This is a genomic window from Empedobacter stercoris (assembly GCF_025244765.1).
Classification (GTDB): Bacteria; Bacteroidota; Bacteroidia; order Flavobacteriales; family Weeksellaceae; genus Empedobacter; species Empedobacter stercoris.
Genome location: NZ_CP104209.1, coordinates 2279967 through 2299950, shown reverse-complemented (window position 1 = coordinate 2299950; position 19984 = coordinate 2279967). Strand labels below are relative to the sequence as shown.

The window sequence follows — 19984 nt, the reverse complement described above, 5'->3', positions numbered from 1 at the left end:
CAATACCACTTCCTGTTTTTTTATATTATTGTGCCTCAATTGTATAAGTTACAGTAGTTGTATAAACATTAGGATTCTCAACATTGTAGTATTTATTTAGATAAGCATTGTTTCCTCTTCCTTTATACGCAACGTTGAATTTTAAATCTGTACCACCAACTGCACTAGAAATTAAATTTTTATCAGAATTAGTTAAATTTTTAACTTCAGGAAACTTAGCCTTTGTTAATTCATTCCCTGTTCCTAAACTTGCTTGTAAATTAATTGTACTTACAGCAATTTTATGATCTTTACCATCTTTAGATGTATATTCTAAATTTTCGTTATCAGATTTCACTTTTACAGCAAAACCACCAGTACTATATACAATTAAGTGGTCGTTCATGTTTGATGTAACACCATTAGAATAATCTTCTTTTGTTTGATATTCTAAGTTTACAATATTATCACCTCCAATTAAAATTGTTTGAATTGGGTATAATTTTACATTCAATGTTGCTGAAGCTGTTTTAGGTCCCACTGCCTCTTGTGCAAAAGCTGTTCCAGAAACTAATCCACAGAAAATTGTTAAAAAAAATGCTAATTTTTTCATGATTTTATAATTTGTTAAAAATTTATTAAAAAATATTTGTTAAACAATCTGGTAGTTTGTATATTTAAGATTGGTTATTCTCAAATGCGATTGCAAATGTAGAAGTTGTTTTTTATTCTTAAAAGATTAAATCATACCAAAAGATGATGAAAAACGACATTTCTAACTATTTAATTCGGAGTGCTTTGTCTGAATTTAGTCGGAGAAATCCCCGTGTTTTTCTTGAAAAACGCAGTAAAATTGGTTTCTTGAAGGAAATTGAGTTCCAGCGCAATGTCTTTTATTGACATTTTTGAGTTGACTAATAAAATCTTTGCATTTTTCATCAATTCTTCAACAATCATTTCTTTTGCTGTTTTTCCAAAAACGATTTGAGTTGCTTTATCTAACCTTCTTTTTGTAATAAAAAGTTTATCACTGTAAAAAGATACTTGTTTATTTTCCTTGACATTTTCTTGCAAAAGTTTTTTGAATTTTGTCGCAAGTTCTACATCAAAATCATCTTGTATAAATTGGCTTTGCATATCAAATGTTTCCATTTGACCATTGATAATAATACGTTCCAAAAGATTATGAGCAAGCTTCATATCTAATTCATTTTCGAATGCAGTAAAGAAATATTGCAAATAATTAGCCTCAAAAATTGGAGCAGAACAAATTCTATTCTCAACAATATTTATAATATCTCGCGAAAAAAGTGTAGAATTTTCTAACTTCAAGTTCTCTTCGATTGATTTCGAATAAAACTCTTGTTTAAAAACAATATAATAAGCATCAGTACGAGTAGTTTGTTTCACAAAATCTTGGGAGATATTGGGAGCTATAAAAAGAAAATGATTTTTGGGAATCGAATATTCTTTTCCATTTATTTTATGAACAAATTTTTTAGAACCAGACCAGATTATTCCAAAATACTCATCAACGGATAACTCTTTTCTCAATTCCTCTATTTGTAGGATATCATTCAATTCAAATGCAGTTATACCTACATCAAAAATCAAATTATTATAAACATTACGACTATTCAACAACATAAGTCTATACTATTTTATCAATGTTATCTATGCAAAATTACGACCATTTTTAATCAAATCACTTGATATAAATCAAGTTATAATTTTAGGGCTCCAAAAATAATAAAATACAATATGCTATTTAAGTATTTTTAGAAATTAACTAAAAAAGGAAGCTTATTTTTAATGAATAAAAAAAGTCTCAATAAATATTGAGACTTTTAAATGTATTATAATGTAGAAATTTTCTAATAACCTTCTGCTCCTTGATCTCCTTTTACAATCGCCAAAGCAGATGAAGTGCCTATTCTTTTCACACCTAAATCAATCATCTTTTTTGCTTCTTCTGTTGTACGAACTCCTCCAGAAGCTTTAACGGGTAAAGAACCAGCGTTCTCAAGCATTAACTTAATCACATGTTCGTTTGCACCATTTGGTTCTCCATTGTCTGTTTTATAAAAACCAGTCGAAGATTTAACGAATACTTTTGATGCGTATTCATCTCCAATTTTATTCAAAACAATATCACGAATAAGTTGCGTAATTTCAACAATTTGTTCGTCCGATAAAGCAGCAGTTTCTATAATCCATTTTACAACTTTACCTTCACGTAAAGCTACTGAAGTAGCAGATTCTACTTCCTCTCTTACTTTATCAATTTCACCTTTTTTGAACGCTTCGTAGTTCACTACAAAATCTAATTCATCAGCTCCATCTGCAATCGCTTTTTGCGCTTCTCTCAACTTTTCATTCAAATCGTAAGTTCCCTCTGGAAAACCAATTACAGTTCCCAAAACAACTTTCGATTTTTTCTCATCCAATAATTCACGAACTGATCGTACATAATCAGGACGAATCATCACCGCATAAATCTGATTATCTATGGCTTCTTGCGCCAATTGGTGCACCATATCTAATGTATCAGAATTCGAAATACCTGCTTGTTCAGGCGTTTTAAGATACGTCGAGTCTAAATATTGATTAATATTCATCTTTGTATATTAAAGTTTTATTTGTCTATCTATCGGTTGCTCCAACGAAATTATTGTTTCTGTTCGCGTTACACCATCAATTTGCTGAATTTTCTTGTTCAAAACATTCATTAAATGAAGGTTATCACGACTCAGAATTTTCAAGAAAATTCCATAATTTCCCGTTGTAAAATGAGCTTCGACCACTTCTGGAATTTCTTCCAAAGCTTTAACGACTAATTTATAAGATGAAGGTTTATCCATAAAAACCCCAACAAAAGACATTGTAGAATATCCTAAAATAGATGGATTAACGATAACTTTTGTCGAATTAATCACACCCGAATTTTCTAACTTCTTTATACGTTGATGAACCGCTGTATTTGATATTCCTAATTCTTTTGCCAATTGTGACACAGGAATATTAGCGTCATCCATAAAAGCATTCAGAATCAATTTATCAATTCCATCAATCTCTACTTGACCATTTTCGTGGATTCTCACCTTTTCTAAAATTAAACCGCTACAAATTTAATATTTTAAAATGGTATAAACGGGAAAATGATCGCTATATCCACCGAAATATTTTCCACCAACAAAAGTTCTAAATGGCAAACCGCTTGATTTCCCGCCACTATTCTTCAGAAAATTCGCATCAAAAATAGCTGTTTTGATGTATTCTAAATTTGATTGTGAAGTTAAAAATCCTTGCGAGAAAAGTTGCTGATCAAATAACATCCATTGCTTTTTAAAGATCATAGAACCTCTTTTATACGATTGTAGACTGACCATTGGATTGAATAATTCTTTTCTGCTTATTTCTTCTTGTTTAGAACGAGTATCCAATTCATCAATTAAGTCAGAATTTGTTGGAGAATCATTAAAATCTCCCATCACAACAATTTTTGCCGAATAATTTTCGGTTAACAAATCGTTAATTCTTTTTCGAATCGTTTTTAAAATATGTTGACGTTTTAATTGATTGACTTCTTTATCAATTTTAGAAGGCAAATGAACAATAAAAATATGAATAATTTCGCCAATTAAATTTCCTTTCACATATAAAATATCTCGTGTATAAGATTTTGTATCATACTGATCTTTAAAGATAAATCTAATTGGTTCGCTTTCTATAACTTCAAAAAATTGTTGACGATAAATTAATCCAACATTTATTTTTCTTTCGTCTAATGATTTATATAAAAGTGTTTTATAATCACCATCTTTCAAAAAATCATTTTGAATCAAATCTTGCAAAACCTCTTCATTTTCAACCTCAGCCAAACCAACCAAACATGGTAATTCATTTGTTTCTAATTTTCCAATTTTAGAGATGCAGAATGCAATCTTTTTCACCTTTGTATCATAACGATTATCTTTCCATTTGATAAAATTACTGGGCAAAAAAGATTCGTCTGAAGATTTAGAATAAAAATTTTCGACATTATAAAATGCGATTGTCACTAGATTTTGTTTCAAAAGAATTGTTTTTATGCAAAATTAAGAAAGAAACTAAGTGTATAAAAATTGGTTTCTTAAAAAGAATTAAATAGACAGCTCTTTCAAAAGTGAAATTATACATGAAGTTGAAAAAAAAAACAGTAAAAAATTATCAACTTGAACAATTTTGTTTCAATAAATTATTAACTTGACGACCTATCAAAAATCATGTTAAAAATTATACTAAAATTAGTGTAAATGATTGATTTATGGTCAATTTAATCTGTTAAATATTGTATATTTGCAAAGTTTGCATTTTCTGCATTCAAAATTGAAAAAATGTATTTTTAATTGACTATTATTAAAATAGTCTCAAAAAAATTTAAAACATAATGTCAAAAATTCATTACACACTTACGGATGAAGCTCCGATGTTGGCAACTCACTCATTTTTGCCAATCGTACAAGGATTCACTAAAACAGCTGATATTACAATCGAAGTTCCAGATATTTCTTTAGCTGGTCGTATTTTAGCTAATTTCCCTGAATTCTTAAAAGAAGAACAAAGAATTCCTGATGCTTTAGCAGAATTAGGAGCTTTGGCGACTACTCCGGAAGCAAACATCATTAAGTTACCTAACATTTCGGCTTCTGTTCCTCAGTTAGACGAAGCAATTGCTGAATTGCAAGCGAAAGGTTTTGCTGTACCAAATTATCCAGCTGAACCAAAAAATGAAGATGAAAAAGCAATCAAAGCTAGATACGGAAAAGTTTTAGGTTCTGCTGTAAACCCAGTTTTACGTGAAGGAAACTCTGACCGTCGTGCACCAAAAGCTGTTAAAAACTATGCAAAAGCTAATCCTCACAAAATGGGAGCTTGGGCTACAGACAGCAAAACAAAAGTTGCTTATATGAAATCTGGTGATTTCTATGGTACTGAAAATTCAACTACGTTAGAAAACGCAACTGAATATACAATCAAATTTTACGGAGAAGATGGTTCTGTTCAAGAATTAAAATCAGCAGCACCTTTAAAAGCTGGAGAAGTAATTGATTCTTCTGTAATGAACTTAAACTCTTTAAGATCATTTGTTCAAGAAGCGATTCAAGAAGCAAAAGATAAAAACGTATTGTTGTCTGCTCACTTAAAAGCAACAATGATGAAAGTTTCTGATCCAGTTATTTTTGGAGCTATCGTTGAAACTTTCTTCAAAGATGTTTTCGTAAAATATGCTGATACTTTCAAAGCATTAGATATTAATCCAAACAACGGTTTAGCCGATTTATTCGAAAAAATCAAAGGTCATGCGCAAGAAGCAGAAATTAAAGCTGCTATCGAAGCTGATTTAGCAAATGGACCACGTGTTGCAATGGTGAATTCTGATAAAGGAATTACAAACTTCCACGTTCCTTCTGATATTATTGTTGATGCTTCTATGGCTGCATTAGTAAGAAACGGAGGTAAAATGTGGAACAAGGATGGTGCTGAAGAAGATACTGTAGCAATTATCCCAGACCGTTCTTACGCTGGTTTCTACGAAGCTGTTGTAGACGATATGAAAGAAAATGGAGCATTAGATCCAACTAAAATTGGTACAGTTCCTAACGTTGGTTTAATGGCTCAAAAAGCTGAAGAGTACGGATCACATGATAAAACTTTCCAAGCTCCTGCAAATGGAACAATCAAAATTGAAGATGCTAACGGCAACACTTTATTAGAGCAAAAAGTTGAAGCAACTGATATTTTCAGAATGTGTCAAACAAAAGATGCACCTATCCAAGATTGGGTAAAATTAGCAGTTAACAGATCTCGTTTATCTGATACACCTGCAATTTTCTGGTTAGATAAAGAAAGAGCTCACGATCAACAAATCATCAAAAAAGTTGAAAAATACTTAGCTGATCATGATACAACAGGTTTAGATATCCGTATCATGGACGTTAAAGATGCCATGAAAGAAACATTGAAACGTGCAAGAGAAGGAAAAGATACAATTTCTGTTTCAGGAAACGTATTACGTGACTATTTAACAGATTTATTCCCAATTTTAGAATTAGGAACTTCTGCTAAAATGTTATCTATCGTTCCATTGATGAACGGAGGTGGATTATTCGAAACTGGTGCGGGTGGATCTGCTCCAAAACACATCGAACAATTCGTAGAAGAAGGTTACTTACGTTGGGATTCTTTAGGAGAATTCTTAGCTTTACAAGCTTCTTTAGAGCATGTTTCTCAAACGCAAGGAAATGCAAAAGCACAAACTTTAGCTGATGCTTTAGATGAAGCAAATGCAAAATTCTTAGCAACTGATAAATCTCCAGGACGTAAATTAGGAACTATCGATAACCGTGGATCTCACTTTTATTTAGCTATGTATTGGGCAGAAGCTTTAGCAAACCAAACAGCAAATGCTGATTTAGCAGCTAAATTCGCTCCAGTAGCAAAAGCAATGCAAGAGAATGAAGCAAAAATTAACGAAGAATTAATTGCAGCACAAGGTCAACCACAAGAAATTGGAGGTTACTACAAAGCTGACTTCGTTAAAACAACTGCAGCAATGCGCCCATCAGCGACATTAAATGCAATTGTAGACGCAATCTAAGATTTCGAAAACAACTAAACATAAAAAAAGCCTCCAAATTTGGAGGCTTTTTTTATGTTTTACTTTTAATATTGCTCTAAAAGATATTTAACCAAATCTGTAGAAGTCACAATCCCAACAACCTCGTTATTATCTACAACTGGCAAAGAGTGAAAACTTTGTTGTGATAAAATCTCTGCAACATCCTTAATGTTTGTTTCAGAAGAAACAGTTACAGGCTCTTTTACCATCACATCTTTCAGTTCGTATGTATCATACAAAGCATTCAATGCATTCGTATCAACATCACCCACTCCATATCCTAATCTCGAAACATCATTTTTACTTACAACTCCTACCAACTTAGTTCCTTCAGTTACAGGAATATGTCGAATATTATACTCCTTGAACAATTCATTCACTACGCTTAATTTCTTATTTGCTGGAACTGCAATTAAAACTTTTGCCATAATCTGATTTACTGGTACTCTTTGTTTCATTTTCTTAATTATTTAAATTGATTAACTTTTCTATAGTAAAATTCATCAATAATTCATTCATTTGAAATGATATGCAATAGTAAAAAATAAAATAAAATTTCGTGTCTTAAATAGATTTGACTGTTTTTTTTTGAGGATTCTAACAGCTTGTTTATTTATAAAAAATCTTTCAACAACTCATTAAATAAAATCGATTTTATCAATTAAAAAAAATTAACAAATGTTTATTTTTTTATCTGTCAAGTTAATAATAATTTTAAAGATTAAGATTTATTGAATCGAAATAATTTTATACTCGCATGAAATATTTTTATTTACTCGCATTATACTTAATTACAGTTACAACTTTTGCGCAATCCAAATTAGAAACAGCCATAAAAAGTCTTCAGACAAATTATGCACAAGAAAAAGTTTATTTATTATTTGATAAACAAGACTACATTGCTGGAGACAATATATGGTTCAAAGCTTATACACTAAATGGATATCAACCAAGTTTGATCTCTACCAATCTAATCGTAGAATTATATGATAAAGATAAAAACTTATTGAACCGAAAATTGGTGCCGATTATAAATGGAGAAAGTGATGGAACATTAAACACAAAAGCTGAACATGAAGAAGGAATTTATTTTGTGAGAGCGTACACAACTCACATGACTTTTTTTCCTGAGCAATTTCAATACATTAATCAAATCAAGATTTTCAATCCAAATTCTAAATTAAAAATCGTTCCAAATCAAAACCTAAAATGGAATGCAAAAGCGCACGCTGAAGGAGGAAATTTTATTCAAAATCAAACGACAAAATTCGCTGTACGATTAAAATCTGACGGAAAGTTACCTAAAAAATGGCGTGGAATTGTTTTCGAGAAAGACAATCCAACCAACCAACTATCAACATTTGAAAATTTAGATGAAAACGTGGCTACATTTTCATTGAGAGCAGAAGAAGGTAAACTCTATCAAGTACAAATAACTGATGACAAAGGAATTCAACAAATTATTGATTTACCTGAACCGAAAAAAGAAGGCGTATTATTAAAAGTTGTGCGTAACAGCAAGGATATTATGATACAACTGAAAAGTATTAATCAAGAAAATCCCTTGTTAAACCATAAAATTATTGGTACAATAAACAATGAACTTGTGATGAGTTCTCAGATTATAAAAAGTATCGAAACCGCATCTACACTTGTCCCAAATGAAGTTTTAGAGAATGATAAAGGAGTTCTCAACATTACCGTTTTCAATGAAAATGATCAAGAAATTGCCAATCGATTACTCTTTATTAATCGCAATGATTTGTATAAAAAACCCGCCATTACTTTCGAAACAACTACTCGTCCACGCGAATTAAATACAATACAACTTGAATCTGATCAAGAAATCAACTTCGCTTCAGTCATTAAAGATCAAAAAGAGAATGATGAAGACAATTTACTTTCGGCTATTTGGTTGTCGCGAGATTTCACCTCAAACATCAGCAATCCTGCTCAATATTTCAAGAACAATGAATATTCTGAAAATTTGGATGCCCTACTTATTACAGAAAAATGGAGAAGATTCACATGGGAAGATATCATCGTAGGAAACATTGTAAAACCTGATTTTGAAACAGATAAACGTTATTTATCGTATAAAGGAAAGGCGTACATGAATGGAAGAGAATTAAGCGATGCTGAATTGAGTATTATCTACAAAATGCAAGATAGTCCGAAGAATTTTGCTACACTTTCCACTGATTACGAAGGAAGTTTCGAAATGAATAATTTATTCTATTATGGTCCTATGGCGATGAATTATTTTTTGAATTCGGAAAATTCTAAACCCGCTAATAATGGAACATTGACTATATCGGTTGCTCCAAATTATAAAACAAAAGCGTATAAAGCTAAATTACCTGCTACACCTTATGTGTTAGAAGAAATATCGGATGCAGCAAACAGTAAAGAGATTGAAAAACAACATACCTATAAGAAGAATATAAAAATCATTAATGATAAAAGTATTCGATTAAAAGAAGTTGTGGTAAAAGCCGATAGTAAATCTAAAACAATAAAGCTAAACGAAGAATTGAGCAGTGGAATGTTTAAGAATATTAACGAAACAGTAATTGATTTTGTAAACGAACCTCAACCCATCGAAGGTTATTATAACGTGGTTGATTTTTTAGCTGGAAGAGTTGCTGGACTTACGGTTTCTAACGGTATTCCAAAAATTAGAAATGCTGAAGTTAATATTTATCTAAATGAAATGAAAATTTCTCCAGACAACCTAAACGGAATAAACATTCGAGATATTGCCATGGTAAAAGTATTCAAAGGTGCAGGTTTATTAGGAAATGCAATCGCTATTTACACCAAAAGAGGAAGTGATGCGCCAATTGACAACACACCAATGTTAACGAATAATTTGATTCAATTAGGTGGATACAACAATTCGCTCCCATACTTTAGTCTTGATGATTATGAATCTCTATACTCCGAAGTTCCAGATGACATTAGAAGTACTTTATTTTGGAATCCAAACTTATATATTGAACCAGGAGAAAATACATCCATCGAATATTTTAACAACGATAGTCCAGGGAATTATAAATTAACCATAATTGGTTTTGACGAAAAAGGAAACCCTGTTTTCTACGAAGGTAAAATTGAATAAGAATAAAAAAACGTTTTGAATAGCTCAAAACGTTTTTTTTTATTGTTTAAAACCTCGCCTGTACTTGTACGCTTCCGGTATGTATCGGTTTATTCTCTTCCGTTTTTCGTCCATCATACGAAATATTTAATTGCAGAAAACTTGTGATTTGTCGTTGCAATTGCAATTGCCAAACAAAATTATTTCCTGCTCGTAAACCTTCCATCATTTGATTTCCTACAATTGATTCTTGATTACCCACAAATTGATTGTTGATAAAACTAAAACTTCCCAACAAACTCATCTTTTCCGAACTATTCCATTGCAATTCTGTACCCAAATCAGACTGATTTAATTGCTCTTCTCCAGAAACATTTTTCTTATTCTGATAATTATAAAACAACGAAGCTACAATTGATTTCTCCGTTTGATAACTGATTTTTGGCAATAAACGAAGATTGTTTAACTTGTAACGACGACTTGCAAAAATCTCCGAATCGCTATTAATTACCATATATTCTGTGTCAAAACTCGCAATCAAATCTTTTAAAATCTTGTAACGTGTTTGCAACAAATAACTATCCGAATCGCGGTATTCAGAACCTGTATAAACATAGGTTTGGGATTGTTGTTGATTATAAATAAAATTCGTCGACCATTTATATTGTGTGCCTTGATTAAAGAAAATCGATGAACGAATACTTCTTGTTTTCCCTAAAATCAAAGCAGATTTTGTAAAAGGATTCCATTCTAACGTCGAACCTTCTTTGCGTAAAGAATTACCTGCCGAAATATTTTGTTGAAACATCCAACGATTCCAGAATTCATTCTCCGTATTGAAAACCTGTTTTGGACGAAAACGTAACGTAAAATTGAATTGATTTTTATTTGTTTTTAAATACTCTATTGTATTCGTATATACACGAATATAATTTGCTTGATCGATAAATTCTGCCACTTCAAACTCATCAATTTGCTCTATTCCATCTCCGTTATAATCCGTCCATTTGTAAATCCCCATTCCATCCGAAACTTTTACATACTGAAATTCTCGCTGCGGCTCTACTCCACTCCCCACTTCATAATCTACATTTAACTGCAATCCTTGATTGAAAAAAGCTTTGTACCATTTCACATTACCCGTCATAAAATCTTCGTTTGCCGCATCCAAAAATTGATAATTTACTCGTCGATAATGAAAATTTATGCCTAATTGATGATTTTGTTTTTGAATTAGAGATGAATTAAAAATTAGTCCTTTACTTTGTTGAATATTTTGCCAAGTCCCTAAACGAACCGAATCATCTTGACGTTGATAAACCGTTAAGTCTATTTTTCGCCCAATAGAATCTGCAAAACCTCCTTTCAACTGAAACTCATTCCATTTAAAACTCAAATTCGATTTTTCATTTTGTACCAAATCATCGATATCATTATTTTCTCCCCAAACACGCGTACCAACCCAAAATTTAGATCCAATTTTTCGTTTTCCATCAATCATGTAGCGTGCAAAATTGGTATTTTGAAGCGTTGCATTAGTTGATAAAATATTGGCTTGCGCAACAATCTCATCCTTTTCTGTTTTATAATTCGCATCTATTTGATTTCTCAAACCTTTGTACAGGCCTGTATTTTCAAGATAATCAAATGTGTATTGTGCGTTAAATTTTTCTTTCCAAGTTGAATTGATTTTTGCTGTGATAAAATTCTGATTTACGCCACTTAATTCTTGTTCCAAGTTAAAATCACGCGCAAATTCTACCGCACGCAAACGCTCGGCACTCTTGTAGTTTTTGTTGATAAAATTCCATTCTGCATAAGGTGTAATTTTCCAATCGTTAAAAGAAAATGTTTTTTCACCATAAACACGGGTTGCTAATCCAGAATTAGCGTTATCATCAATCGAAGAAAATAAATTTTGATCATAATTACTCAGTCCTACATTAAAACCAATATTTCCATTATCTTTCAACTGATATTGACCATTTAGTGTATAAATCTGTAATTTCTTTGGGGAAATCAATTGCTTAATTGGTTCGTAATCGCCTTGTAAAACACCCGTAACAGGTTCAGTAAATTGAAAAACTTTTCCGTTCTGGTTTGCATTTATTTGACGATAATTTCCTTGATTAGCACCGACATACGTAAACGCAACTTGATACAATTCGTCATTTGGATCAGTCGAATATTCAAAAATATCTAAGCCATTTAAGTTCACTTTTCGATATAAAATTCGGTTCGAATCATAACTTGTTCTTTCAGCAGAAACAGTGTACATTTTAGCTGGATCATTTCCTGCATTGGCCAAAATTTGTTTTTCATCATCTGTTAAATCATTTCCAAGCGAATTGTTTTTCGAATCACCTTGAGAAAAGAAAAAACCTGACAGTTTTAATCGTTCTGTTTCATACTCAGCTCCACCGTAAAGTAAAACTTGGGAATAATTGCGCGAATTATATAAATACTCGACATTAATACGCGTGTTTGCAGTAATTAATCGGTTCGACGTAAACGAAATTTCTCCCGTATTGTAATTAATAACGTAATCATTTTGCTCTCCTCGCTCTAATTGAACACCATCAATGTAAACTTTTTCACTTCCCGAAATAATTATCACATACAGCTCATTGTTCTTTCCTGAAAGGCGGTAAGGACCTTGATTTCCGTCTTGTCCTACAAAATTAACACGCATAAATTCGCCTCGTGTAATACTTCCTGAAGCAAAAATAGTTGTCGAAGATTTCTCACCTTTTAATTGCGTGGATAATTGTAAACCTGTTACTTTTTGATTGAATGGATTGAAAAAATCTCGTTCTTGATTGGTGTTAATATCAATATGTCCTGCTCTAATTTTAGAATTTTTATTGGCTAATTCGATGTAAACTTTATCAAATTCTTGTAAATTCTGCGTATAACCATCAGATTCTATCGGAACATTATTGTCCGCTATTGCCGCACTTACTGTAATGTCATCCGATAATTTACCAGACAGCTCCAAGTCTAACGAAGATTGTACAGAGCCACTTTGGTTATTCCCAAAACGAATTCCACGAACCATCGACCCTTTGCTATTTAATCCTTCAAAAATATCTTTGGTTGCTTGCTTTGAATCGGGTTCGAGTTGATAAAAAATGTTAACAGGTTTGTCATCTTTCACAATAATCGACGGATTCTTTGCGTAGAAAACTGATTCGACCAATTTCGGATTGACGAAATATTGAATTCTCACCATTTGTCTTGCTAACGAAGTTGTGAAATAAATTTCGTTTCGATCAAAATTAATTGAATAATGATCTTTTGGAATTGCATGACCAGCAGAATCTAAAACTTGAAATTTTTCGGTTAAAATTCCTTTATACTGAAGTTTTATGGTATCTGAAATTAGAACAGAATCTTGTCTGAAATTTGGATTTTTCCAACCAAAATTTTGAGCAAAAACAAAACTGTTTGCTAACCAAAAACTCAGAAAGAATAAAACGCGAAACTGCAAAAGATTTTTAATAAATAACGATATTTTTGGTTAAAAATTTTACTCGAATGTAAATCACTTTTTTTGAACTAAATAATAATCCTTTTGAATACGATCATTATAATTTTTTTGATTTTTTGACGAATGATTTAAATCGACAACGCCAATTTTTTGAAACGAATAATTCTTAAATTGTTCTGCTATCAAAATTGAATCGGATTGATTTGCTAACATTCCAAACTTCGTTTCTTTCGGAAAATTTAGCTTCTTTCCATCATAAATTGCCGGAATAGAAGTGCCATAATCTAACACTATTTCTGGTACAAAACTTTGCGTTTCGTATGTTTTAATCTGATATTGTTTTTCTAATCTATGAAGATTTTTAGCTGATGAATACAGTTCCTCGGAAAACGTTAATTTTGAAAGTGGAAAGCCAAATGCAACAACTGTACACATCAATAATACGGTGGAATAAAATACTTGTTCGAAAGACTTTATTTTTAATCCTTTGAGTATTGATAGACCTAAAACTAATCCAACAACCGCAAACGGAATCGACCAAACCAAAAATTCTGATAACCGATCTTTTGTATAAATAAAAACTCCTACAGCGATTACAATTCCAATTAAACCATATAAACCAAAAGCGAAATTTGTAAAATATTTTTCAACTTTATTGCTAAAGTTTTTAAATTCTAATCTTAAATATTCGATATAAAAACCAATATTCATCGCTAATGGAATCAAAACTGGTAATAAATATCTTGATTTTTTTTCTGGAATTAACGATAATAAAACCACAGAAAAAACCGTCCATAACCATGCAAATTGATAGGTTCTTTTATTGGTTACTTTATGTCTCAGATAAGGATAAATTAAACTTACCAAAGCTGGAATTGTCCACAAACCAGATTGTGTAAAAAAGCTCCAGTAATAATAAATTGGGCGAGTATTGTAACTGTGCCAATTGTTTACTTCTTTTGTAGAAGCTGCTAAAAAGTGCTCAGCATCAAAGTATTTTACATACAACATCCAAGCAAATCCTACAACACAACCCAATATAATCGTCAATAAAGCGATGCTTAAATTTCTACCTAATTTCTGTCTAAAAACTAAAAAATAAGCAATTAAAAATGGCAAAAATAAGGCATACAACGAAACTGGACCTTTGCTCATGATCGAACATCCTAAGAAGAAAAATGCAACTATAAAATTGAATAAATTAAATTTAGTTACTTGAAACTCCTTCACTAAAAAGAAAATTGTACCCATCATAAAACTATGCGTGTACATATCCCAATTGTTATCTCTTCCTGAGAAAAAAACGTAAAACGACGTAATCAAAACCAATGAAGAATTTACAACTTGCTGTTTTGTTAAATCGAATTTTGTTAACGTTTTATAAAACCAAATAACTAATAAAATGGTAATTAAAACAACTGGAACGCGTAACCAAAAGAAATTTTCGAAACCAAAAACATTTCCAAATACAGCTGTAATCCATGTTGGTAAAGGTGGTTTTTCGTATCGAGGTAAACCATTAAGTGTAGTAAAAATCCAATTTCCATTATTCACCATTTCTCTCGCAGAAATTATATTTCTCGCTTCCATAATGTTGGTTTGTAGAACATCTAAGTTGACAAACAACATCAAGATTGTCACAATGATTAAAAATAAAACTGAATTTTGTTTAATCCACTGAACCATTTTTTTCTTTTCGTTTGATTAATATATTTCGAGCATAAACAATGAATCCCATAAAATGCCCAACAAATAAAACGGGATCTTTTCGGATAATTGCATAAATTAAAATCAATAAGGATCCAGATAAACTAATTAACCAAAATCCCATTGGTAATTGTGATTCATTTTTTCTTTCAGAATAAAGCCATTGATAGATAAACCGAAAGGTGAAAAGAACCTGAGAAACAATCCCTAATGATAACAACCATGTCGGAATTTTTTCGTTTTTAAATAGTAAATCTACATCAAAAATACCGTTATTAAATCCATACAAAACAATTAACACAGGAAAAATATACAAGAAAATACGGACAATTTTCGGGAATTCGTGCCAATGATTTTGCAACTGTATGTTTCTGATATAAATGTAATATGTTAGCGTTTGACCTAACATAATCGAAAAATCATGACGCAAATAACCATATAAAAATAAAAGTACAGAGGCAAAAAGACTAATTTCCCAAAACAATTTTGGTGTAAGTACTTTTTTATTTTTTTCGGAAACAATCCATTGCAAAATTAGCCGACTTGAAAAAAGCGTTTGCGCAATAAATCCAATGCTAATTATAATCCAATTTGACATTATGCTCCTTCTTGAATCTTATAATTGATGTATTTTTTCTTCATCCAAACAAATGCAAAACAATCCATCAAAGGACCTAATAGACGGTTCCATAAATTGAATTTCGATTCGCCTGCAATTCGAGGAAAGTGTTTTACGGGAACTTGAGTTACAGTTCCGTTTTGAAGTAGAATCATAGCTGGTAAAAAACGATGCAACCCTTTGAACATTGGAATCTTTTTCGCTTTATCAGCATTGATAACTTTTAATGGACAACCGGTATCATCCATTCCGTCATTTGTAAAAGCTCTTCGGATTGAATTTGCAATTTTAGATGACATATTTTTCACAAAAGAATCTTTACGATCTGCACGAACACCCGTAACCAAATCATATTGATCTGCTAAACCTAAAAGCTTATTGAAATCTTCGGGAGCTGTTTGTAAATCTGCATCAATATAACCTACCCATTTCGAATGTACAGAATCAAAACCAGCTTTTATTGCAGCTGACAATCCATAATTTTTATCAAAAGATATGTAGTGAAACTTCTCGTTTCTTTGGCAGATTTCTTTGATTAATGGTAAACTTTTATCTTTAGAACCATCATTAATCAGTAAAATTTCAGTTGATTTTACAGCGGTTTTTACATACTTATTCATCTCATTTTCCAAACGTAACAAATTATCTTCTTCGTTATAGATTGGAATAATAATTGTGAATTCTGTTGACATTTATTTAATATTTCAAAGTTCAAAGCTATGAAATATTAAATAAAAAATAAGACATTAATGCTTAGACCAACTTGTTTATTGTCAATTATTTAAATATATTGATTATTAAACAGAAAGTAGTTTATCCATTTCTTGAATTATACGATTCTTATCTTTATCGCCCTCACTTACTAAAACTACTGCATTTCCTTCTCCGTAAGGTTTATAGCGTTTCAAAAAACTTTCACTTTTAAATAATCCGATTGTCTTTGTTGGAGCAGCACAACTTAGATGCATCATTCCAGAATCAGCAGCAATTACAAATTCACAATTTTTCATTACTGCAGCAATTTCTCTTACATCTTTGCTATAAAAAGTAGGAAGTTTATGTGTTAACATTGAAATGTTTTCGACAGGTAAAATCTCAATTAAATTATATTCTTCTGAATATTTTGGATAGAAAACCTCATAAAATTCAGTCCACCAATCGGCTACATAACATTTCGTACCTGTTGCATAGGTGAAAAATGCTAATGTTTTTTTTGCTTTATTTTTAGTCAAATGATCAAGCGTTTCTTTTCCTATTTGAACCTCTTTTTCTGTTAACTGAATATCTAAAGATGGAATGGGAGAATGATCATGCTTATTTTTAAATAATTCTTTAAATTTTCTCAATTGATAAACTGGATATTGTGCTTGATGAAGTTGATTTTCTTGAGTTGTATCAAGTTCAAATTCACTCCCAAAAATTTTATATTTAGAATTCGCAAAAGAAGTAGAAAGTCGACCCGAAGAAGAATTTTTATCAACATTAATGACTAAATCGTACTTTTTTTGTTTGATTTTCATCCACACTTTCGCGTAGTTAATTAATTCTTTAAAAGGTTTTTTGGGTAATTCTATTATTTGATCAACTTGTGGATAATTTTCGAAAATAATTGGAGCAACCTTTCCTTTTACAAATAAATCGATTTTCACCTCTGGAAAATCTTTTATAATTTCTTGTACTAAAGGTGTTATTAACAATAAATTTCCTAAACGTTGGTTAGGTCTGTTTATCAATACTCTTCTTAATTCAAGAAGTTCATCTTTTTCTATTTTTGGCAAATTTCCATCGCCAATACCTCCAGTTAATCCACGCATTATTGTACGTCGAAAATGATTGATTGATTTCTTAAAACTCATTAAAGAATGTTAGTTTGAAGATTACATATATTGCAATCTAAAATATTTCACGAAACTATGTAAACTATCGGTAATTACAACTATTTTTTTCAAAAAAAAAGACCTCATTTTAGAGGCCTTTGCATTATTTTGTCTTCGTTGGACGAACTTCTATTTTACTTGGTAAAACATTTGAATTCATTTTTAATAAATCAACTATCATTTGTCCTAAATCTTCGGGCTGAATTTTCCATCCATCTTCAGAATTTGGGACATGATCATTGAAGTGAGATGTTACAGAACCAGGCATGATCGTTGTACACTTGATATCATAATTTCTTAAATCTAACATCGCTGCTTGTGTAAACCCTACTACTCCAAATTTTGAAGCATTATATCCAGCACCATTGGCAAAAAAATTAGTTCCTGCTAAAGATGCGATCGAAATATAATAACCTTTTGACACTTTCAAAGCCTCAACAGAAGCTTTTATTGTATGAAAAACACCTGTTAAATTAGTGTCTATCATTGCGTTCCAATCCTCTAAAGAAAGCTCATCTACTGGTGCAAATTTCCCTAAACCAGCATTCGCGATGACGATATCCAAACGACCAAAAGCAGAAATAATTTGTTCTACAGCATTTTGCTCATCTTCGAAATGTCTAACATCTGACTGAATAGCCAAAACATTATCTTTTCCTAAGTATTCGCGTGCTTTTTCGACATCATTTATGTTTCTTCCTGAATTAGCAACTTTAAGTCCATTTTCAACTAAAACTTTTGCTATTCCTAACCCAATTCCTTTTGTTGCGCCTGTAATATACGCGACTTTATTTTCTATATTTTGCATTATAATTATTTTTGATTTAACCAATTCCATTTGCCATCTTTTCGGTAAATATAACCGCCTTCTTTTGCATTTTCTTGATGTACATAAATTGCATCATACTCTAAAGTTACAATTTCATTTTTAGAAACGCCATTTAAATTACGCTTTATTCCATCTTTGTAATTAGAATAAAGAGACGTTCCTTTTGGAATCATCATCAACGTTCCGAAATCATAATTTTTAATTTTGAACGGATCTTTTTCTCCTCCTAATCCATAAATCTGACTCCCTTTTTTCAAATTATTGACTATATACAGACGCGTATATCCCTTTTTATCAATCATTCGATATAAATAATCAACCACACCATCGCCAAAAAAATCACCTTTTATCGCAAAACATTTGTAAGCAGTTGCCAAATAAAATTCGTTAAATGCAGGATGTGTAGCAATCTCTGTTTCGAACTGATTGATAAAATTTTGTTGTGTAATCAAATAGCCACTAAATGTGTACAAATCATTTTGTAAAACGGCTTCATTCACTCCTTCGTCCAAAATTAATTTAGAAGAACTGATATCAATTTTTACCCAATTTCCACTTTTCGCTTTTCCACTATCTTTGATAGAAAAAGCTTCTCCTTTTTCTAAAATTTTAACAGGATAACCATATGGAATTTTTCCGACACGTTTGCCATTTGGAGCAGTTCTAATCGTCAATCCTTCTTGTGCAATAACTTGATAAATTTCTTGCGAAAACGCAATTGAACTCATCACCAGAAAGAATCCAAAAATTATTTTTTTCATGATGTAAAATTAAAAAGCTTCAAGAAATCTTGAAGCTTTTTGTTGATTTATTTTAAACTAAAATTAGTTAAAATTCGGCTTTCTTTTTTCTATAAAAGCTGTTGTTCCTTCTTTGAAATCATCTTCATCAAATAAATTTCCAAAACTCTGAATTTCAATTTCAAAACCATTGTCTTTATCCGATGCATTTATTGCTTTTATCGCGTGACGAATAGCAACAGAAGAATTCTTTACAATTTTACCTGCAATTTCTTTCGCACGATTTATTAATTCTGCTTGTTCCACTACTTCGTTTACCAATCCCATCTCATACGCACGATCTGCCGTAAACATATCTGCCGTCATAATTGCCTGCATAGCACGACCTTTTCCAATTAATTTTGGTAAACGTTGCGTTCCACCATAACCAGGAATTAAACCTAAAGTAACCTCTGGCAATCCTAACTTTGCATTTGTAGATGCGATACGAAAATGTGAAGCCATCGCCAATTCTAATCCTCCACCTAAAGCGAAACCGTTAACAGCCGCAATAACAGGTTTTGTTAAGTTTTCTACTTTATCAAATACATTTTCTTGTCCTTTCGCAGCCAATTGTTCTCCTTGATGACCATCGAAATTTGCAAACTCTTTGATATCTGCACCTGCTACAAAAGATTTTTCTCCAGAACCTGTCAAAATAATCGCTCGAATTTCATCGTTTGAGTTTGCATTAGTCAAAAAATTAGAAAGATCTTCTAATAAATCTTTGTTCAAGGCATTTAATGCTTGTGGACGATTTAAAGTTACCAATGCAATTTTATTTTCTACTTCAACAATAAGATTGTCATAATTATTTTCCATTTTATTTGTGTTTTTATTATTCTCTCAAAAATATCAATTGTTGAAAGAACTAAAAAATTTATCAAAAAATAATTTGTTGGTTTCAAAATCATTTCTAAATTTGCCTCAATGAATACATTAT

General features: G+C 31.2%; 16 protein-coding genes. 2 read left to right on the top strand and 14 right to left on the bottom strand.

Translation table 11 applies throughout. The features are described from left to right. Window positions 1–25 precede the first annotated feature (25 nt). The 5 genes from NZD85_RS10910 to NZD85_RS10890 form a co-directional block, all read right to left on the bottom strand. A complete protein-coding gene (locus tag NZD85_RS10910; RefSeq protein WP_260541805.1) occupies window positions 26–592 on the bottom strand; it encodes a hypothetical protein in 567 nt (188 codons plus the stop codon). Window positions 593–762: 170 nt separating this feature from the next. Then, window positions 763–1626, bottom strand: a complete 864-nt coding sequence (locus NZD85_RS10905) for a helix-turn-helix domain-containing protein (protein WP_260541804.1) — start codon at window positions 1624–1626, stop codon at window positions 763–765. A gap of 227 nt (window positions 1627–1853) precedes the next feature. Continuing rightward, a complete protein-coding gene (gene deoC, locus NZD85_RS10900) occupies window positions 1854–2597 on the bottom strand; it encodes a deoxyribose-phosphate aldolase (RefSeq protein WP_260541803.1) in 744 nt (247 codons plus the stop codon). 9 nt (window positions 2598–2606) lie between these two features. Next, window positions 2607–3080: an Lrp/AsnC ligand binding domain-containing protein gene (locus NZD85_RS10895; protein ID WP_225539142.1), complete on the bottom strand. Its 474-nt coding sequence runs from the start codon at window positions 3078–3080 to the stop codon at window positions 2607–2609. Window positions 3081–3107: 27 nt separating this feature from the next. Further along, complete coding sequence (locus NZD85_RS10890) at window positions 3108–4055, bottom strand: endonuclease/exonuclease/phosphatase family protein (RefSeq protein ID WP_260541800.1); 948 nt, start codon at window positions 4053–4055, stop codon at window positions 3108–3110. Window positions 4056–4408: 353 nt separating this feature from the next. On the opposite strand from NZD85_RS10890, the gene NZD85_RS10885 reads away from it, so the two are divergent. Beyond that, window positions 4409–6619, top strand: coding sequence for an NADP-dependent isocitrate dehydrogenase (locus tag NZD85_RS10885; protein ID WP_260541799.1), 2211 nt, complete (start codon window positions 4409–4411; stop codon window positions 6617–6619). A gap of 65 nt (window positions 6620–6684) precedes the next feature. Here the strand turns inward: NZD85_RS10885 and NZD85_RS10880 are convergent, their stop codons facing one another. Then, window positions 6685–7098, bottom strand: coding sequence for a CBS domain-containing protein (locus tag NZD85_RS10880; RefSeq protein WP_260541798.1), 414 nt, complete (start codon window positions 7096–7098; stop codon window positions 6685–6687). Window positions 7099–7397: 299 nt separating this feature from the next. Between NZD85_RS10880 and NZD85_RS10875 the strand changes: the two genes are divergently transcribed. Then, window positions 7398–9761, top strand: coding sequence for a hypothetical protein (locus tag NZD85_RS10875; protein ID WP_260541797.1), 2364 nt, complete (start codon window positions 7398–7400; stop codon window positions 9759–9761). 46 nt (window positions 9762–9807) lie between these two features. Here the strand turns inward: NZD85_RS10875 and NZD85_RS10870 are convergent, their stop codons facing one another. The 8 genes from NZD85_RS10870 to NZD85_RS10835 form a co-directional block, all read right to left on the bottom strand. After that, window positions 9808–13230, bottom strand: a complete 3423-nt coding sequence (locus NZD85_RS10870; RefSeq protein WP_260541795.1) for a hypothetical protein — start codon at window positions 13228–13230, stop codon at window positions 9808–9810. A 54-nt stretch (window positions 13231–13284) separates the two neighbouring features. After that, window positions 13285–14916 carry an ArnT family glycosyltransferase gene (locus NZD85_RS10865; RefSeq protein WP_260541794.1) on the bottom strand — a complete coding sequence of 544 codons (1632 nt, stop codon included), beginning with the start codon at window positions 14914–14916 and terminating at the stop codon, window positions 13285–13287. Next, window positions 14900–15535 carry a lipid-A-disaccharide synthase N-terminal domain-containing protein gene (locus tag NZD85_RS10860; RefSeq protein ID WP_188319319.1) on the bottom strand — a complete coding sequence of 212 codons (636 nt, stop codon included), beginning with the start codon at window positions 15533–15535 and terminating at the stop codon, window positions 14900–14902. The genes NZD85_RS10865 and NZD85_RS10860 overlap by 17 nt, the downstream gene beginning before the upstream one ends. Further along, a complete protein-coding gene (locus tag NZD85_RS10855) occupies window positions 15535–16248 on the bottom strand; it encodes a glycosyltransferase family 2 protein (RefSeq protein WP_188319320.1) in 714 nt (237 codons plus the stop codon). The genes NZD85_RS10860 and NZD85_RS10855 overlap by 1 nt, the downstream gene beginning before the upstream one ends. Window positions 16249–16353: 105 nt before the next feature. After that, window positions 16354–17412 carry a glycosyltransferase family 9 protein gene (locus NZD85_RS10850; protein ID WP_260541793.1) on the bottom strand — a complete coding sequence of 353 codons (1059 nt, stop codon included), beginning with the start codon at window positions 17410–17412 and terminating at the stop codon, window positions 16354–16356. 124 nt (window positions 17413–17536) lie between these two features. Then, window positions 17537–18241 (bottom strand): SDR family oxidoreductase, encoded by a 705-nt coding sequence (locus NZD85_RS10845; RefSeq protein WP_260541791.1) that lies wholly within the window; start codon window positions 18239–18241, stop codon window positions 17537–17539. A gap of 5 nt (window positions 18242–18246) precedes the next feature. Further along, window positions 18247–19023, bottom strand: a complete 777-nt coding sequence (locus NZD85_RS10840; RefSeq protein ID WP_260541790.1) for an SH3 domain-containing protein — start codon at window positions 19021–19023, stop codon at window positions 18247–18249. 63 nt (window positions 19024–19086) lie between these two features. Continuing rightward, window positions 19087–19863 carry an enoyl-CoA hydratase/isomerase family protein gene (locus NZD85_RS10835; RefSeq protein ID WP_171623880.1) on the bottom strand — a complete coding sequence of 259 codons (777 nt, stop codon included), beginning with the start codon at window positions 19861–19863 and terminating at the stop codon, window positions 19087–19089. Between the last annotated feature and the right edge of the window lie 121 nt (window positions 19864–19984).

What these genes read in the sequence shown, in the direction of transcription:
- NZD85_RS10910 (WP_260541805.1), bottom strand. Translation starts at nt 592, where the DNA reads ATGAAAAAATTAGCATTTTTTTTAACAATTTTCTGTGGATTAGTTTCT.
- NZD85_RS10905 (WP_260541804.1), bottom strand. Translation starts at nt 1,626, where the DNA reads ATGTTGTTGAATAGTCGTAATGTTTATAATAATTTGATTTTTGATGTA.
- deoC (WP_260541803.1), bottom strand. Translation starts at nt 2,597, where the DNA reads ATGAATATTAATCAATATTTAGACTCGACGTATCTTAAAACGCCTGAA.
- NZD85_RS10885 (WP_260541799.1), top strand. Translation starts at nt 4,409, where the DNA reads ATGTCAAAAATTCATTACACACTTACGGATGAAGCTCCGATGTTGGCA.
- NZD85_RS10880 (WP_260541798.1), bottom strand. Translation starts at nt 7,098, where the DNA reads ATGAAACAAAGAGTACCAGTAAATCAGATTATGGCAAAAGTTTTAATT.
- NZD85_RS10875 (WP_260541797.1), top strand. Translation starts at nt 7,398, where the DNA reads ATGAAATATTTTTATTTACTCGCATTATACTTAATTACAGTTACAACT.
- NZD85_RS10865 (WP_260541794.1), bottom strand. Translation starts at nt 14,916, where the DNA reads ATGGTTCAGTGGATTAAACAAAATTCAGTTTTATTTTTAATCATTGTG.
- NZD85_RS10860 (WP_188319319.1), bottom strand. Translation starts at nt 15,535, where the DNA reads ATGTCAAATTGGATTATAATTAGCATTGGATTTATTGCGCAAACGCTT.
- NZD85_RS10855 (WP_188319320.1), bottom strand. Translation starts at nt 16,248, where the DNA reads ATGTCAACAGAATTCACAATTATTATTCCAATCTATAACGAAGAAGAT.
- NZD85_RS10850 (WP_260541793.1), bottom strand. Translation starts at nt 17,412, where the DNA reads ATGAGTTTTAAGAAATCAATCAATCATTTTCGACGTACAATAATGCGT.
- NZD85_RS10845 (WP_260541791.1), bottom strand. Translation starts at nt 18,241, where the DNA reads ATGCAAAATATAGAAAATAAAGTCGCGTATATTACAGGCGCAACAAAA.
- NZD85_RS10840 (WP_260541790.1), bottom strand. Translation starts at nt 19,023, where the DNA reads ATGAAAAAAATAATTTTTGGATTCTTTCTGGTGATGAGTTCAATTGCG.
- NZD85_RS10835 (WP_171623880.1), bottom strand. Translation starts at nt 19,863, where the DNA reads ATGGAAAATAATTATGACAATCTTATTGTTGAAGTAGAAAATAAAATT.